Annotated in this window: 12 protein-coding genes; 1 reads left to right on the forward strand and 11 read right to left on the reverse strand. The window is 50.1% G+C overall.

Features of this window, described 5'->3' with window-relative positions:
- Positions 1 to 30: 30 nt before the first annotated feature.
- Together glgB and NSB25_RS06330 are read right to left on the reverse strand one after the other, a co-directional pair.
- Positions 31 to 2,421 carry a 1,4-alpha-glucan branching protein GlgB gene (glgB, locus tag NSB25_RS06325; protein WP_242982328.1) on the reverse strand — a complete coding sequence of 797 codons (2,391 nt, stop codon included), beginning with the start codon at positions 2,419 to 2,421 and terminating at the stop codon, positions 31 to 33.
- Positions 2,396 to 3,664 carry a DUF1015 domain-containing protein gene (locus tag NSB25_RS06330; protein WP_103238600.1) on the reverse strand — a complete coding sequence of 423 codons (1,269 nt, stop codon included), beginning with the start codon at positions 3,662 to 3,664 and terminating at the stop codon, positions 2,396 to 2,398. Before NSB25_RS06330 ends, glgB begins: the two co-directional genes overlap by 26 nt.
- Positions 3,665 to 4,572: 908 nt before the next feature.
- Between NSB25_RS06330 and NSB25_RS06335 the strand changes: the two genes are divergently transcribed.
- Complete coding sequence (locus NSB25_RS06335) at positions 4,573 to 4,857, forward strand: hypothetical protein (protein WP_207656141.1); 285 nt, start codon at positions 4,573 to 4,575, stop codon at positions 4,855 to 4,857.
- Positions 4,858 to 4,924: 67 nt separating this feature from the next.
- Here the strand turns inward: NSB25_RS06335 and NSB25_RS06340 are convergent, their stop codons facing one another.
- The 9 genes from NSB25_RS06340 to ilvB all read right to left on the reverse strand — a co-directional run bounded on the left by NSB25_RS06340 (position 4,925) and on the right by ilvB (position 17,332).
- The gene (locus NSB25_RS06340) at positions 4,925 to 6,034 is read right to left on the reverse strand and encodes an SLC13 family permease (protein WP_103238711.1); all 1,110 of its coding nucleotides are present in this window, start codon (positions 6,032 to 6,034) and stop codon (positions 4,925 to 4,927) included.
- A gap of 175 nt (positions 6,035 to 6,209) precedes the next feature.
- A complete protein-coding gene (locus tag NSB25_RS06345) occupies positions 6,210 to 7,955 on the reverse strand; it encodes a Na/Pi cotransporter family protein (RefSeq protein WP_103238598.1) in 1,746 nt (581 codons plus the stop codon).
- 120 nt (positions 7,956 to 8,075) lie between these two features.
- Complete coding sequence (locus tag NSB25_RS06350) at positions 8,076 to 9,005, reverse strand: calcium/sodium antiporter (protein WP_103238597.1); 930 nt, start codon at positions 9,003 to 9,005, stop codon at positions 8,076 to 8,078.
- 152 nt (positions 9,006 to 9,157) lie between these two features.
- Positions 9,158 to 11,071, reverse strand: coding sequence for a M56 family metallopeptidase (locus NSB25_RS06355; protein ID WP_257479234.1), 1,914 nt, complete (start codon positions 11,069 to 11,071; stop codon positions 9,158 to 9,160).
- 45 nt (positions 11,072 to 11,116) lie between these two features.
- Positions 11,117 to 11,503 carry a BlaI/MecI/CopY family transcriptional regulator gene (locus NSB25_RS06360; RefSeq protein WP_103238595.1) on the reverse strand — a complete coding sequence of 129 codons (387 nt, stop codon included), beginning with the start codon at positions 11,501 to 11,503 and terminating at the stop codon, positions 11,117 to 11,119.
- Between the two features lie 287 nt (positions 11,504 to 11,790).
- Positions 11,791 to 12,957: a phosphoglycerate dehydrogenase gene (locus NSB25_RS06365; RefSeq protein ID WP_103238594.1), complete on the reverse strand. Its 1,167-nt coding sequence runs from the start codon at positions 12,955 to 12,957 to the stop codon at positions 11,791 to 11,793.
- 65 nt (positions 12,958 to 13,022) lie between these two features.
- Positions 13,023 to 14,108 (reverse strand): 3-phosphoserine/phosphohydroxythreonine transaminase, encoded by a 1,086-nt coding sequence (serC, locus tag NSB25_RS06370; RefSeq protein ID WP_103238593.1) that lies wholly within the window; start codon positions 14,106 to 14,108, stop codon positions 13,023 to 13,025.
- Between the two features lie 133 nt (positions 14,109 to 14,241).
- The gene (locus tag NSB25_RS06375) at positions 14,242 to 15,651 is read right to left on the reverse strand and encodes a L,D-transpeptidase family protein (protein WP_103238592.1); all 1,410 of its coding nucleotides are present in this window, start codon (positions 15,649 to 15,651) and stop codon (positions 14,242 to 14,244) included.
- Positions 15,652 to 15,661: 10 nt separating this feature from the next.
- The gene (gene ilvB, locus NSB25_RS06380; RefSeq protein WP_103238591.1) at positions 15,662 to 17,332 is read right to left on the reverse strand and encodes a biosynthetic-type acetolactate synthase large subunit; all 1,671 of its coding nucleotides are present in this window, start codon (positions 17,330 to 17,332) and stop codon (positions 15,662 to 15,664) included.
- Positions 17,333 to 17,347: the final 15 nt, after the last annotated feature.

Raw genomic sequence — 17,347 nt, forward strand, 5'->3', positions numbered from 1 at the left:
ATTGCATGCCCCACGACAGATCAGAAAATTTTACCTGCTCTTCTTTGCCGTACCTTTTGCAGCAGTACGCTTCTTCGATTCTGTCTTCTTACTGCCCTGGGAGGTACCCTTTCCGCCTGTTCTCTGTGCGGCGGCAGCTTCCCCGTCCCGCTCCTTCGGTGTCAGCGGAATGTATTTCAGAATACTCACAGACAGCGGTGCAAGCTTCAGTGTGACAGAATGCGGCCTGTCATCCCATTCCTTCTCTTTGCTCCTCTTCACACGTCCGTTGACCAGACCGGTACCACCGTATTTCACATCGTCGGAATTCAATATCTCCTTATATTTTCCGGGCAGCGGCACTCCTGTAGTAATTTCCTTTTCCACACCGGAGAAATTCGCCGCAATCAAAAGCATCTCATTCTCCTTGGATCCCTTTCTCAGATAAGTCAGGAAGCATTCCTCCCAGGAGATATGATTTATCCACTCAAATCCCTCCGGGCTGTCATCCATGGCATAAAGCTCCGGCATGGTGCGGTACAGATGATTCAGATTTCTCACCAGCGCAGCAATCCCCTTATGCTCCGGTGCCTCCAAAAGCTCCCACTCCACACAGCGGTTCTCATTCCACTCGTCAAATTCTCCCAGCTCCTGTCCCATGAACAGCAGCTTTTTGCCGGGATGTGTCATCATATAAGCATAGGTCAGTCTCAGATTCGCAAATTTCTGCTCCCGCTCACCGGGCATTTTCCCCAGCAGGGAGGCCTTTCCGTGGACCACCTCGTCATGGGAGAAGACCAGCATAAATTTCTCACTGTAGGCATAGACCATACTGAATGTCAGCTCTCCGTGATGATGCGCCCTGAAGTAGGGGTCAAATCTGATATAATTCAGATAGTCATTCATAAATCCCATATTCCATTTCAGATCGAATCCCAGTCCTTCCTCCTCCAGCGCCCCTGTGATTTTCGGAAATGCCGTGCTCTCCTCCGCAATGGTCAGCACGCCGGGATTTCTCTTCTTCATGACAGAATTCAGATGCTTAATCAGCTCGATGGCCTCCAGATTCTCCTTTCCGCCATACATATTTGCCACCCATTCACCGTCCTTTTTCCCGTAATCCAGATACAGCATACTTGCCACCGCATCCATCCGGATTCCGTCCGCATGATATTTCTCCACCCAGAACAGAGCGTTTGCGATCAGGTAATTGGACACCTCGGGTCTGCCGTAATTGTAAATCAGGGTTCCCCAGTGAGGATGACTGCCCTGTCTGGGGTCAAAATGCTCGTACAGACAGGTCCCGTCAAAATTGGACAGACCATACACATCTCTGGGGAAATGAGCCGGCACCCAGTCCAGAATCACGCCGATCCCCGCCTTGTGCAGTTCATTGACAAAGTACATAAAGTCTTCCGGAGAACCATATCTGGCTGTAGGCGCATAGTAGCCGATGACCTGATATCCCCAGGAGCCGTCCAGCGGATGCTCCATGACAGGCATCAGTTCCACATGAGTGTAACCCATCTCCCTGACATAGGGAATCAGCCGGTCTGCAATTTCCCTATAATTGGCGTAGGCTTCGCCTTCTCTCCCTTCTGCAATGGATCCCAGATATAATTCATAGACGCTGACAGGTACACTGCCGGTCTGAAATTCCCTTCTGGCTTTTATGAAAGCTTCGTCCTCCCACACAAACTCATTCAGCTGCGTGATCACAGAAGCTGTCTCCGGCCGAAGCTGCGCTGCATTTCCATAGGGATCTGATTTCAGATAAGTCAGGCCGCCCTTCAGCTTCAGTTCAAATTTATAATTGTCTCCCACCTTTGCATCCGGCACAAACAGTTCAAAGATACCGGAATCCCAAAGTCTGCGCATCTGATGCATCCTTCCGTCCCAGTTGTTGAAATCTCCCACCACGCTGGCACGCATCACCGCAGGCGCCCACACCGCAAAATAAGTCCCTTTCACGCCGTCCAGCTCCATGGGATGTGCCCCCAGCTTCTCATAGATGGTATAATGAATACCGTTTCTGAATCTCTCCAGATCGCCCTGGTCAATCTGCGGTCTCGCGCGGTAAGCCTCTCCCCTGACATGTTCACTTCCGTCCCTGTCCGTCACCGCATACTGATACACAGGAAGCTCTTTCTCCTTCTTTGGCACCAGCACGGCGAAAAAACCATCCTCGTCGGCCATCTCCATCTCAATGGTTTCTCCGCTTCCCTCAAACACAATTGCAGCCTTCTCCGCGCCCGGAAAGTAAGCCTGCACAAGAGTCTGACTTCCCGTCTTATGAGGGCCCAGAAGTTCATGGGGATTATCGCTTTCCGAGTAAATGATTTCCTCGATTTTAGGCCAGTTCATCAGATTATAAAGTTTTTTCGTCATAGCCTGTGTCCTTTCTTTTCCTGTCAATTCATTTTCCGCCAGTTTCACTCTCATCTATATCCTTCAGCTCATGCAGAAACAGTCCGCTTCTGAGCTTCGGTTCAAACCATGTGGATTTCGGAGGCATCAGTCTCCCTGCATCCGCCACCGCAAAAAGCTCTCCGATGGACGTGGGGTACAGAGAAAATGCAGCCTTCATGTCCGTATGCACTCTGCGTTCCAGTTCTCCGATTCCCCTGATTCCTCCCACAAAATCAATTCTCCTGTCCGTCTTCGGATCCTGTATCCCCAGCACCGGTCCCAGCAGATGATTCTGCAGCAGAGACACATCCAGGCCATCCACCGCATCTTCCGACAAAATATGGGATCTGGCCGTCAGCCTGTACCAGTTATTCTCAAGAAACAGTCCAAATCTCCCCTTCCGGTCAGGGCGGTAAGGCGACTGCTCTGCCTTCTCCACTTCAAAGTTTTCCTCTATTTTCTCCAGAAAGGCTTCTGCCGTGTATCCGTTCAGGTCCCGGACCACACGATTATAATCCATGATATACAGTTCTTCGTCAGGGAACAGCACTGCCAGAAAGAAGTTGAATTCCTCTCTGCCGGTATACTCCGGGTGCTCTTCCCTGCGCATCAGCCCCACCTTCACCGCAGACGCACAACGGTGATGCCCGTCCGCTATGTAAACTGCATCCAGCTTCTGAAGCTGTTCCCGGATATGTCCCGCCTGGTCTTCCTCCCTGATCACCCATACCCGATGACCAATTCCGTCATCGGAGACAAAGTCGCAGGCAGGGCGTTCCTCCTTACACTTCCGAATCGTCTCCCGAAGGATTTCATGGGAGCGGTATGCCAGAAATATGGGGCCTGTCTGCATGTCACAGGCATCCACATGGCGGATTCTGTCCTGTTCCTTGTCCGCCCTGGTATTCTCATGCTTTTTGATCGCCCCATTCAGATAATCGTCAACAGAGGCACAGGCCACAATCCCCGTCTGGCTTCTGCCGTTCATTGTCAGTTCATAGAGATAGTAACAGGGCGCCTCATCCTTCCTGAATTTCCCCTGCTCTATCCATTCCCGCAGCACCCGGGCCGCCCGCTGATACACCTCCGGGGCATAAGTATCCATCTCCGGGCCGAAACCGGTCTCCGCCCGGTCTATGGCCAGAAAAGAATCCGGATTCCTTCTCACAATTTCCGTTGCTTCCTGCCTGTTGTATACATCATAAGGCAATGCAGCAATTACGCTTTCCAGGCCCGGGGCCGGACGCAGGGCTGTAAATGGTCTGATATCCGCCATATTTTATACTCCTTTTTTTATACCATGTGCGCAGAAAAGGAAGCGCCCCGAAGGGGCATTTACTTTTCAAGCCATGGATTGCCAGGTATAATGCATCACACTGTGATGGCAAGTCAGCTTATGCTGACTTGGATTCTGCGAATGCAGAATCATTATGCCATGTGCGCAGAAAATCAAGCGCCCCGAAGGGGCATTTACTTTTCAAGCCATGGATTGCCAGGTATAATGCATCACACTGTGATGGCAAGTCAGCTTTATGCTGACTTGGATTCTGCGAATGCAGAATCATTATGCCATGTGCGCAGAAAATCAAGCGCCCCGAAGGGGCATTTACTTTTCAAGCCATGGATTGCCAAGTATAATGCATCACACTGTGATGGCAAGTCAGCTTATGCTGACTTGGATTCTGCGAATGCAGAATCATTATGCCATGTGCGCAGAAAAGGAAGCGCCCCGAAGGGGCATTTACTTTTCAAGCCATGGACTTCCAAGTATAATGCATCACACTGTGATGGCAAGTCAGCTTATGCTGACTTGGATTCTGCGAATGCAGAATCATTATACCTTGTGCGCAGAAAATCAAGCGGCTCCGAAGGAGACATTTGATTTTCAAGCCATGGACTTCCAGGTATAATGCATCACACTGTGATGGCAAGTCAGCTTATGCTGACTTGGATTCTGCGAATGCAGAATCATCATACCACATGTCCAAAAACATATCCGAGCAAAATAATATGTTCCATGAATCGGTATAGGCAAAACAACTGTTTAAATACCAGATTTATTTTATCAAAAATATCTGTACTTAACAAGCACCAAGTGATAAACTATATCATAATCGTAAAAACTATGTGCCACAGTTCCAACGGAGCTGAGGCATATTTTGAAGAAGTTGAGAGGAAGCAATCATGACAGATGAAAACAGAAAAATACTGGAACGCATCAACACATATGCGGAAAACACATTGGGCGAAATCGATCCGCAGAAAGTTCAGGTATCCGTCCAGCTGGAACAGCTGAAACCTGTAATGGAAGAAATCGCGGCGGAGAAGGGAATCAGTCTCGAAGATATGTTCATTCTCTACATGGATCTCCAGAGCGAGGCCTCCTGCGCCACCAATCAGAAGCTGAAGGAAAGCCTGCAGGACATCAACGACGGCTTCGACGGCGGTTCTCCGCTGCTGTTCCGCTGAGGTTCCCCCTTTTGCTGTGCTCAGCTCTGCCGTAATGAAAGTGCGGCGGGACATTCCTGAATTGTATTCACGATGGAGATAAAAGCGCCGCTGCCGCCACGTACAGCACAACCAGGAAAATCACGTTGTAAACGGTAAAAGTTTTCATATATTTCCCCTTCTGGGCCTCTTTGCTGCCGCCGTAAATGCGATAGGAAATCACGCTGGCCAGAGAGGCGATCAGCGTGCCCAGGCCGCCGATATTGACTCCATATAAAAGGGAACGTACCTTTTCGGTAAAGCCGGAAAGCAGAATTGCGGCAGGCACATTGCTGATGACCTGACTGAGTCCCACCGATACCGGAAGTTCCCTTCCGTCGATAAGCTCCCTCATCAGGGAAGCAACGGCCGGAATGCGCTCCATATTGCCAATGAACAGGAAAAAACAGACAAATGTAAGCAGCAGAAAGTAATCCACGGAGCGAAACAGGCTTCGGTCAATCAACAAAACCGCAAGCATCAGAACCGCAAGCATCACCGGCCAGGACAGCAGACGAAGCACACAGGTCAGGCAGACCAGAAACAGAATCCCATATGCCGCCAGCTTCTTTCTGTCAGGCGCTTTGGGCATTTCCAGTGTCTGTACGGCCAGCAGCGTCCTTCCCTGGAACCATACCGCCGCTGCCAGCAGCAGAAGGGACAGCAGGGTAAGCGGCAGCATATCTCTTAAAAAAGATGCCATGGACAGATCAAACACCGTATACAGATACAGATTCTGTGGATTTCCCACAGGCGTCAGCATACTGCCCAGATTGGCACCTATGGTCTGGAGCACCACAACGGGGACCAGAAGCTTTTGCTGTCCGGCCATGGTCAGGGTCATAACGGCAAATGGGACAAAGGTGATCAATGCGACGTCATTGGTGATAAACATACTGGCGGCAAAAGGCAGAGCCACCAGAAGACAATTCAGCTGAAATGTATTCCGGATGCCTCTCAGAAGCCGAAAGCCCAGATAGCGGAAGAGACCGATGCTCTGCAGACCCGCAACCACCAGCATCAGACAAAACAAAAGAGCAAGGACCCGATAATCCGGATACTCCAGATAAGTTCTGTCCGGCGGCACAAAGATAACGGAAAGGGCCGCCAGAACCGCGGCAACACACAAAACGGTTTCCTTTTTGAAAAAGGCTGTCATGTGTCCGGCCAGCCTGTGAATGGTAGTCTGCTTCTTCATCTCTTCTGTATTCCTCCTGCTCTCCCGGACCGCTTCTCCATACATCATATGTCCGCATGTCACATGAAGTCAATCGCCATATATTCCGATTATATCTTTTTTCTTCCAAAAGAGCAAGCAGACCCTCTTCCTTCTGTCAGCCCAGATTATATTTTTCTCCGAACTCCCTGAATTTCTCCCGGAAATCCTCACTTCCGTTCCGGAATTCTCTCAGTATCTCATGCATATTCATATTCTGCTGTGCAATCTCCAGCATACAGCCTGCAATATTGGAGCAATGATCGGCCGTACGTTCCAGATCTGTCAGCAAATCCGACCATATGAATCCCGCGCCGATAGAGCAATCCCCCTGCTGCATCCGCAGAATATGACGTGTGCGCATCTCCTCTTTCAGCCGGTCTATCACCTCTTCCAGAGGCTCCACCGACGCAGCTGCTTCCAGATTATTGTGCAGCACTGCCTCCAGAGATCTGTCGAGTATCTCCTCCACCGCCGCGAAAATCACTTCCAGCTCCGAATGCGCTCTGTCTGTAAAGCGCAGCCCTTTCTCCTGCATTTCTTCTGCCGCTTCCAGCAGATTAACCGCATGATCGGAAATCCGCTCGAAATCTCCTATCATCTTCAGTAATTTTGCAGCTTCTATCCTGTCTTTGCCGCTGATCTGTCTGGTGCTCAGTTTCACAAGGTAAGTGCTGAGAATATCTTCGTAATAATCTGTTTTCTCTTCTTTCTCGTGTATGCTTCCCGCCAGCTCCGCAGAGCAGCTCCTCAGCGAGGCAATCCCTTCTTTCAGAGAAGCCACTGCAATCTCCGCCATTTCCCCCGCAACCTTATGTCCCCGCTCCAGAGCGATAGACGGCGCGGCAAAGAGACGTTCGTCCAGTTCCATATACTCTTCCGGCCTTTTCTCATCCGGAACGATTCTTGTCACAAAACGCTCCAGGACACCGGACAGGGGCAGTATCAGCAGCAGGCACAGCAGATTGAAAACAGTGTGAACCGCCGCAATGCCGAAAAGCGTGGCAGGCTCGTCCAGCAATGCCGGGCGAAAAAGGACTTTCACAGCCCAGAAAACAAGCAGCCATACCACAGTTCCGATACAGTTAAAGGAAAGATGAACCGTTGCCGCACGCTTTGCATTCTTGTTGGCACCCACAGAAGAAAGCATGGCCGTGACACAGGTACCTATGTTCTGTCCCATAATGATGGGAATGGCCGCACTGAAAGAAATCTGCCCGGTAACCGCCAGCGCCTGCAGAATTCCCACAGACGCGGAGCTGGATTGAATGATGGCCGTCAGAATCGCCCCTGCCGCAACACCGGCAACCGGATTGCGGAACAGGAGGAATATCTGACGGAAGGCAGGAATATCCCCCAGCCCCGCCACCGCTCCCGACATGGTCTCCATGCCGAACATCAATGTGGCAAATCCCAGAAAGATCATGCCGGTATCCTTTTTCTTCCCCCCTTTGACAAACAGATACAGGATAATGCCTGCCAGGGCCAGAATCGGAGTGAAAGAAGAGGGTTTTAAAAGTCTGACAAAAAAATTGCCGCTGTCTATCCCTGCAAGGCTTAAAATCCAGGCCGTAATCGTGGTTCCCACATTTGCCCCCATAATCACATTCACAGCCTGTTTCAGCGTCATCAGGCCGGAATTGACGAAGCCCACCACCATAACCGTCGTCGCCGAAGAGCTCTGAATCACCGCTGTCACCGCAAGTCCCGTCAAAAGCCCTGCCATTCTGCCGGTAGTAAATTTCCCCAGCAGAGAGCGCAGCTTCTCTCCTGCCCTGCGCTCCAGTGCCTGTCCCATGATGCTCATTCCAAAGAGAAACAGGCTTAAGCCTCCAATCAATGTCAGCACATCAAAAATATCCATAACATTTTCTCCTGTCCCTTGTCTTTTCGTTTCCAGTCTTCTTTTATTTTTCCCTGATTTCCGTCAAAAATCCAGCCATTCTCAACAGCCTGGGCAACTTTGCCATGCCATTGCAGGTTTTCACAGGCATACAGATATAAAGTACAAAGCATAGCCAGTCAACATGAGAATCCCGTCCCTACGCCTCAGTTCCCGCTTCCGCAGACAGCAGAGTAACAGCAGAATCCCGGCTGCCGCAGCAATGACGGTGTCTGTATAAAACTCCGGGGAGAACGGCACCGGTGTAATCAGCGCAGAGATTCCCACAACAAACAGAATATTGAAAATATTACTTCCCACAATATTTCCAATGGCAATCTCTGCGTTTCTTTTCATGGCGGCAGACACAGAAGTAAACAGTTCCGGCAGCGACGTTCCCAGAGCCACAATTGTCAATCCGATAAATCGTTCGCTCATGCCGAACGTCCTGGCCAGGCAGGAGGCTCCGTTGACGGCAAGATGACTTCCCAGAATAATCATGATAAGGCCTGTGACCGTACCCGCCAGAGACTGCCACAATTTACGGCTTTTCACAGTCACCATTCCCACAGTTTTGCTTTTTTTCCATGTGTAGAAAAGATAAAGCAAATATCCCGAAAAAACCAGTGTCAGTATCAAGCCGTCTCCAAACCCGATGGTACCGCCCATTCCCTGTATCAGCAGCAACACTGTGACGGCAATCATAAACGGAATGTCACACATCACTGTATTTCCGGCCACTGCCAGCGGCACAATTATGGAAGAAATCCCCAATATAATCAGAATATTCAGAATATTACTCCCCACAATGTTGCCTATTGTGATATCAGCGTTTCCTTTTATCGCCGCGGTTATACTCACTGCTGCCTCCGGCGCACTGGTTCCCATTGCCACAATGGTCAGACCGATTACTGCCTGGGGAATTTTAAAGCGTTCGGCAATGCCGGATGCTCCCTCCACGAACCAGTCCGCTCCCTTTGCCAGCATGCCGAATCCAATTATCAGCGCCAATACAGCCATTCCCATTTCCATACGATTTCCTCCCTGTCTGCAACTATTCTTTCCTCTGCAGCAGGTTTTCTTTCTTCTCTGTCAAAAAACTTTCTTCTCTGTCAAAAAAAGCGAGCCCTTGCTGCAAAAAATTACAACAAAGTCTCGCTTCTCACTTACAAAGCCGGATTCTTTTAAGAAGAAATCGTATTGACGGCCAGATAAACATGAAATGGTTCCATGCAAGCTACTCCCTTTATCGAGTCCCAGTATACCACAGGAAAATTTATCCTGTCAACCTGTTTTACATTGTAATAATGTACTTCTATCTCCGCCGCTTCCTCCCCGGATAACAGACGGGACCATTCGAAGACAAGCATCACATTGTCACCGCTTCCGCCGCTTCCCGCAGACTGCTCTTCTCCGCCTGCCCGGACAGTCACATGGGAAAGAGAGCGATTGTTGCTGAAAATGAGAGTGACACTGTGGTCCAGCCCCCAGTCCTCTCCCAGAGTCACGCTGCACATGGACACATCCTCTGTCATGGAAAATCCTTTTATTTTCCATGAGAAGTCCTTCCTGCCATCCCGCCGGAATACGGCAAAGCCTCTTCGGTTTCTGTCATCCTGAAAGCCGGCCAGCAGATAGTCCGGCATACTGTCAGATTCATAAAATGCAAATATCTCAATCTGCTTCCGGGGGTACATAGATGCAATCAGCGCCGCAAGATAGTCCGTGTCTCCCTGGCCAGAGTGCTTCTCCATCTTCCAAATCCATCGGATATGCTCTGTTCCGTCGGTCTGAAGTCCTGTGGCAAGCAGTATTGCCCCGTCCCCTGTCTGCATCACAAGATAAAAATATCCCTGTTCCCCCTCCCCATCAACCCGCCATATCTGCTCCACTGTTTCCAGCAGTGCCAACAGTCTGCCTTCCGGGTCATGAAGGTCCTGTATCCGGCTTTCGTCCTTTTCTGTCTCATGAAATACGCCCACTCTGGTCCAGACATTACCGTTGCCCATGACACCGTTACTGCTTCTCATCATCAGCCAGCCGTCCGGTGTAAATACATACTCCGGCGCAGTATCCGGTGTATAGGCGGCATCATACCAGGGCGCGTCATAAAGCACCTCCGATACGGAATAGCCGGCACCCAAAACGTCATTCCCCCTCTCCTCCACAGGATTGGTAAGAAAGCACACTGCAGCTGCCCCACAGGCCGCAATTGCCGCAGCGGCTATCCAGAAAGCCGGCTTTTTATAATACAGCACGCCCTTTACCCTTTCCTTTACACCCACTTCACCGAAAGCCAGAGGACAGGCTGCTGTCATATGACGGTGTGTACTGCATTGCAGCAAAGCTTCCGCATACATTTTTCTCTCTTCACTGTCCATTTCCCTCACCACCCGTTCATCACAGGCCAGCTCAATATCCCGGCACAGGCTAAGAAAGGCAATCCAGCACAGCGGCTGGAACCAGTACACGGAAAGCAACAGATATCCCAGGGGCTTCCACCAGTGGTCCCGCCGCTTCAAATGCGCCTTTTCATGGGCTGTGATACAGGCAAGCTGTGCTTCCTCCAGATCAGATGGCAGATAGATTCGCGGCAGCAGAATTCCAAAAATAAACGGGGACTCCACAGTATCGCAAATCCAGAGATTTCCTTCCAGCTTCATAGCCGTTCTCACACGTCTGCGGAGTCTGAGGCAGCTGAACAACGCATACAGCAGCATCACCGCCACGCCCACAGCCCACAGCAGGGAAGCCACATAAGTGAACACCTGCAGCGGATTGACACTGTCCCCCACATTCGGTCGGAAGGAATCTGCAATAGCAGGATTTACCACATTGTCCAGTACCTCAAAGCCGCTTTCGACAGCCGGTTCGGCCGCCAGCAGAATTTCCCCGGGCAACGTCTCCGCGCTGGGAATCAGACTCAACACACTTTCAAAGGAAACCGGGCAGAGAAGCCGGATTCCCACCAATGCCCACAAGGTACAGCATATTGCCTTCGGCGCTTTCTTCAGAACAATCCGCAGAATCAATACTCCGAGAATCATCCAGCCTGCCGCAATTGCCATATTCAGTACTTTCAGAAAAACAGTTTCCATACACACCTCCCTTTCCCCATCAGACAGTTTTCAGTCGTCACTCTCTCATTTCCGGTTTCCCAGCCGATGGTCGGCCCCGCCGGAAGAATCGATCATATCCCTGATCTCGGCAATTTCTTCCCGGGACAGGGACTTTCTGGATGTAAACGCCGCGATAAAAGCGGGCAGAGAACCATCAAAGGTGTCCTCCACAAACTTCGTGCTCCGGGCGGCATAAAAATCCTGCCTGGAAATCAGAGAAGTAATTCTGCCCTCCTGATTCTGAAAAATGCCTTTGTCGCAGAGCTTTTTCAAAACTGTATATGTGGTGGATTTCTTCCAGCTCAGTTCCTCCCGGCAGATTGTGACCAGTTCTCCGGAAGAAAGCGGTTCCTGACGCCAGATAATATCCGCAAATTTTGTCTCCACCACACCTAATTTCACATCTTCCATACAACGTTTTCTCCTTTTCGCCTATCCCATATCCTGCTTCACCCTGAACGTATATTTCCTGCCTCTTTGGTCTATCCACAATAGACCCGCACTTAGTCTATCATGAATAGACCACTCTGTCAAGTAATCAGTTATACTGTCCGGACAGAAGTATTTGGCGAAAAAGAGATGCCATGGCCCCTGCACATAAAGAAAAGACATATGCTCTCCCGCATATGCCTTTTTTGTCTGTCCATGAAATCATTTGTCTGCTGTCACCCCGGAGAATGAAGCATCCTCCTGTCAAATCATCCCTTTACAATCCTTGCCCGGAACACACCTTTAATGTTCTCCAGCGCCCGAATGATTTCCTCCGTCGGCGCTTCCTCCACATCCATCATGGTATAAGCCACTTCACCTCTGGATTTGTTGGTCATGTCACTGATATTGATTCCCTTCTCACCGAACTCCGCAGTAAATTTTGTAATCATATTGGCAATATTCTTGTGGAAAATCGCCACCCGTCCGGCTTTGGTGCAGATACCCATATCACAGGCAGGATAATTGACACTGTTTCTGATATTGCCGTTCTCCAGATAATCCATCATCTCTTCCACAGCCATTACCGCACAGTTATCCTCGGATTCCTCCGTGCTGGCTCCCAGATGGGGAATCACAATGCAGCCTTTCTGTCCCGCGGTGGTGGCATTGGGGAAATCGGAAACATAGCGGGCAATTTTCCCGCTGTGCAGCCCCTCCAGAACATCCTCTTCGTCTGCCAGCAGATCTCTTGCAAAGTTCAGCAGAATCACGCCGTCCTTCATCTTTCCGACAGCTTCCGCGTTAATCATCCCCTTTGTAGAATCCATCAGCGGCACATGAATGGTGATATAATCACATTGGGCATAAATGTCTTCCACATTGGTCACATGATGAACGGCACGGCTCAGGCTCCACGCCGCATTTACGGACAGATACGGGTCATAGCCGTACACTTCCATATCCAGCGCCACAGCAGCGTTCGCCACTTTCACGCCGATAGCTCCCAGGCCGATGACACCCAGCTTCTTTCCTTTGATCTCAGTGCCGGCAAAATTCTTCTTCGCTTTTTCCGCCGCCTTCGCAATATCCGGATCTTCTCTGGACGCTTTCACCCACTCAATGCCGCTTACCACATCCCGTGCCGCCAGCAGCATACCGGCAATCACCAGTTCCTTCACACCGTTTGCATTGGCGCCGGGTGTATTGAATACTACCACACCATGTTCCGCACATTTATCCAAAGGAATGTTGTTGACACCGGCGCCTGCTCTGGCCACAGCCAACAGACTTTCCGGAAGTTCCATCTCATGCATGGATGCGCTTCTTACCAGAATCCCGTCCGCATTCTTCACTTCCGACGTGATTTCATATTGATCGGTAAAATTTTTCAGTCCCACCTGAGCAATGGGATTCAGACAATTTATTTGAAACATATTTTCCTCTTTTCCAGAACATTATTTATTTGCAGCAGTTCAGTAACCTGCCTGAACCATCACATTTATTTTTCATTTTCCTTCTCAAATTTTCTCATGAACTCCACCAGCTTCTCCACACCTTCCATGGGCATTGCATTGTAAATGCTGGCACGCATCCCCCCCACGGACCTGTGTCCCTTCAGATTCTCAAATCCGGCTTCCTTCGCCTCTTTTACAAATTTCGCATCCAGCTCTTCACTGCCTGTGACAAACGGAACATTCATCAGAGAGCGGTCTTCCCTGCGGACAGTGCCCCGGAACAATTTGCTCTCGTCGAGATAGTCGTAGAGAATCTTCGCTTTCTTCTCGTTATATTCCTTCATGGCTTCCAGGCCACCCTGCTTTTTCAGCCACTTAAATACCTTGCCGCAGATGTAGATGCCATATGCAGGCGGTGTGTTATACAGGGAATCATTGTCCGCATGGGTCTTGTACTTCAGCATGGTAGGCGTGCCGGAAAGCACATCCTCTGTAATCAGGTCCTCGCGGATGATCACGATTACCACTCCCGCAGGTCCTATATTCTTCTGGACTCCGCCGTAAATGACGCCATACTTCGTCACATCCACGGGCTCCGACAGGAAACAGCTGGACACGTCCGCCACCAGAGTCTTGCCCTTTGTGTTGGGCAGTGTCTTAAATTTTGTCCCGTAAATTGTGTTGTTCTCACAGATATAGACATAATCCGCATCTTCACTGATGGGCAGGTCGGAACAATCGGGAATATAGGAGAACGTCTCATCTTCCGATGAGGCAATCTTATTCGCCCTGCCGTAAATCTGAGCCTCCTGATATGCCTTCTTCGCCCACTGGCCGGTCACAATATAATCCGCCACCTTATTCTTCATCAGATTCATGGGAATCATGGCAAACTGCTGGCTGGCTCCCCCCTGCAGAAAAAGCACTTTATAATTGTCGGGGATCTTCATCAGATCACGCAGATCAGCCTCCGCTTCCTTAATAATGGTATCATATGCCTTGGAGCGATGGCTCATCTCCATGACAGACATGCCAGTCCCCCTGTAATCAAGCATCTCATCGGCTGCTTCCTGTAGTACCTCCTCCGGCAGAACCGCAGGTCCTGCGGAAAAATTATACACTCTGGACATCTATTCTCCTCCTGAATTTAGTTCCTCTAGTATAGAATACTCGCTTCCGGCACTTTAGTCAACTGCATTGTTAAATTATTTTGATTCATCCGGTTTAAAAAAGTAACAGTCCAGTAACCTGTCTGAACTGTCGCTAATAAAACATAATAACCGGCGTCCCGATTTCCACCATGTCATACAGTTCCGACATAATATCCGTAGGCGTGTTGATACAGCCGTGGGAACCGTTCGTCTTGTAGATTTCCCCGCCGAATTTGGAGCGCCAGCTGGCATCATGAATGCCTATGTTGCCCTTGACCGGGACCCAGTATTTTACAAAGGAAGCATAACCCGGTCCCCGCAGCGTCCTGTTGCGCTCCTTTCCATAGACAAAATTAATTCCCTGGGGAGTCCCCATCCTTCTGCCCGTATTGCCGGTTACAATATCCGTCTCCAGAATCTGTTCCCCATCCGCATAATAATACATTTTCTGTTCTGTCATATCAATTTCGATATACGTATCTCCGATATCGTCCCGCCCGCGCACATATCCCTCCTGAAGATATGCGGGAATATGTATCTCTGTTCCTGTCCTTTCATTTTCCCACTGAAGTGCTTCCAGAAGATACTGCATTTCCGCTTCTGTGTCCAGCTTTGTCCCATAGGTGACATATTTTACCGTAACGATATCTCCTCTGGTGGCTTCAAACTCTTTTTCCGTACCGCAGGTGTTGTAATCTGCCGCAAGCTGTTCCACCCAGCTTTGAACAGCCTCCTCGTCCACCATGATTCTGCCGCTTTCATCCAGAATCGGACAGCCGTCTGCTCCCGACTTCAGGAACTGTGCTGTGATATCAGGAGTGAATGCAATTGTCTCTGCTCCCATATCATACACAATTTTACCGCTTTTGTCCGTATAGGCACAAATCTGCTCCCAGAGCTCTCTCTGCACCTTGTCCGCCGGACTGTCGGAAAAGTCTTCATAACACGCCTCCAGATTCACGGTAGTGACGCCCTTTTCCAGGCATTCTTTCAGAGCGGAATAGGCCTTTTCCTCGTTCAGCCGCCTTGCATTTCCGTCCACAAAGTAAAATCCGCTCTCATCACGGCAGACAGCCGCTCCAGCCTCCATGGTTCTTTCTTCTCCCACAAAAGCAAGGGATTCAAAGCTTCTGCGGAGCTTTTCTTCCTCCGCCAGATATTTTCCTGCTGTAATCTCACTGGAAACCGGATTGTTCAGGTTCTCCAGCCAGTCGAAAAAAGTATTTTTCCGCAGATATGCCTTCAGCTCCGCAGTATAATCCGGTCTGATACCCGCGTCCTCCATCATGATTTCCCAGGAATTGCCTTCCAAATCCACCACTGTCAGCACAGACGCTTCACACGCATTCACCAGTTCTTCATTCACCTGTTCTATGGTCTTCCCCGTACAGTAGACACCGTTAATCCAGGTATTGACAGGAAAATTATTGCGATAGTACAATGCCAGCGCCAGAAAGCCAGCCAGGCTCAACAGCAGACCGCAAAGCAAAAACACCAGAAGGAAACGAAACATCTTTCTCATATGAATCTTTTTACCTTAAATCCTCCCCGTCGAAGACTTCCGTAATAGAAGCTCCCGCAGGAACCATGGGAAATACCTTGTCATCCTCGGGAATCACGCATTCGATTAACACCGGTGCTTTCAGAGCAATGGCTTTCTCCAGGGCAGGTCCGATCTCCTCCTTCTCCGTTACTCGAATGGCCGCACAGCCCAGTCCCTCCGCAACCTTACAGAAATCAACCTTATCGCTGAGCACTGTCTGTGAATACCTCTTACCGTAGAACAATGTCTGCCACTGGCGGACCATTCCCAGCACATGATTATTGATGACAATCTGTATTATGGGAATATGATAACGGCTGGCCGTGGCCAGTTCATTCATATTCATCCGGAAGCACCCGTCTCCGGCAATATTGATGCATATCTTATCCGGCTGGCCGAGCTGTGCGCCGATACAGGCTCCCAGACCATATCCCATCGTCCCCAGACCGCCCGATGACAGAAAAGTACGGGGTTTCGTATAATGATAATACTGCGCCGCCCACATCTGATGCTGTCCCACATCTGTGGTAATCAGTGCCTCTCCCTCCGTCACTCTGTCCACAGTCTCTATAATATACGGACAGGACAGACGATCCTGATCGTACCGCAGCGGATATTTTTCCTTCAGTTGTGCGATGGTCTGCATCCACTCGCCATGCTCCTGAGGAGTCAGATACCCGTTCAGCTTCTGGAGCACAACTTTTAAGTCTCCTACCAGACTGGCGTCCACACGGATATTTTTGTTGATTTCCGCCGCATCCACATCAATGTGAATAATTTTCGCACCTTCTGCAAATTTACCCGGATTGCCGATGACCCGGTCGGAAAATCTGGCGCCCAGAGCAATCAGCAGATCGCACTGACTGACACCCAGGTTGGAAGTCTTCGTGCCGTGCATGCCAATCATGCCGGTATAGCGGGGGCTTCTGCCGTCAAAGCCGCCCTTCCCCATCAAAGTATCACATACAGGAGCATCTATCAATTCGGCGAAAGCGGCAACCTCTTCACAGGCATCGGAAATGATGGCTCCGCCTCCCAGATAAATATAGGGCTTCTTCGCCGCCATGATATAATCTGCCGCCAGCTTCAGTTCTTCCCGGGAGCAAAGGCAGACGCGCTCCTGCTTTTCCGGAAGCACAGGCGTATATTCACAGACTGCCGCAGTCACATCTTTCGTGATATCCACCAGCACAGGGCCGGGGCGGCCGCTTCTGGCAATGGCAAAGGCTCTTCTCAGGGTATCTGCCAGATCCTGTACATTTTTTACAATATAGCCATGCTTTGTGATTGGCATGGTCACTCCCGCAATATCCACCTCCTGAAAGCTGTCCTTCCCCAGCATGGGAAGCGTCACGTTGGCCGTTATGGCTACCATGGGAACCGAGTCCATATAGGCCGTGGCTATTCCCGTCACCAGATTCGTGGCTCCCGGGCCGCTGGTGGCCATACACACTCCTACTTTTCCCGTGGCTCTCGCGTAGCCGTCCGCCGCGTGGGCGGCTCCCTGTTCATGGGATGTCAGAATGTGTCTGATTTCATCGCTGTGTTTATAAAGAGCATCATATATATTCAGAATAGAACCGCCAGGATAGCCGAACACAGTATCCACGCCCTGTTCTTTCAGACATTCCACAACAATTTCCGAACCATTTAACTGCATCTCATTCTCCTCCGT

Origin of the sequence: Acetatifactor muris (genome assembly GCF_024623325.1) — a bacterium.
GTDB classification, from domain to species: Bacteria; Bacillota; Clostridia; order Lachnospirales; family Lachnospiraceae; genus Acetatifactor; species Acetatifactor muris.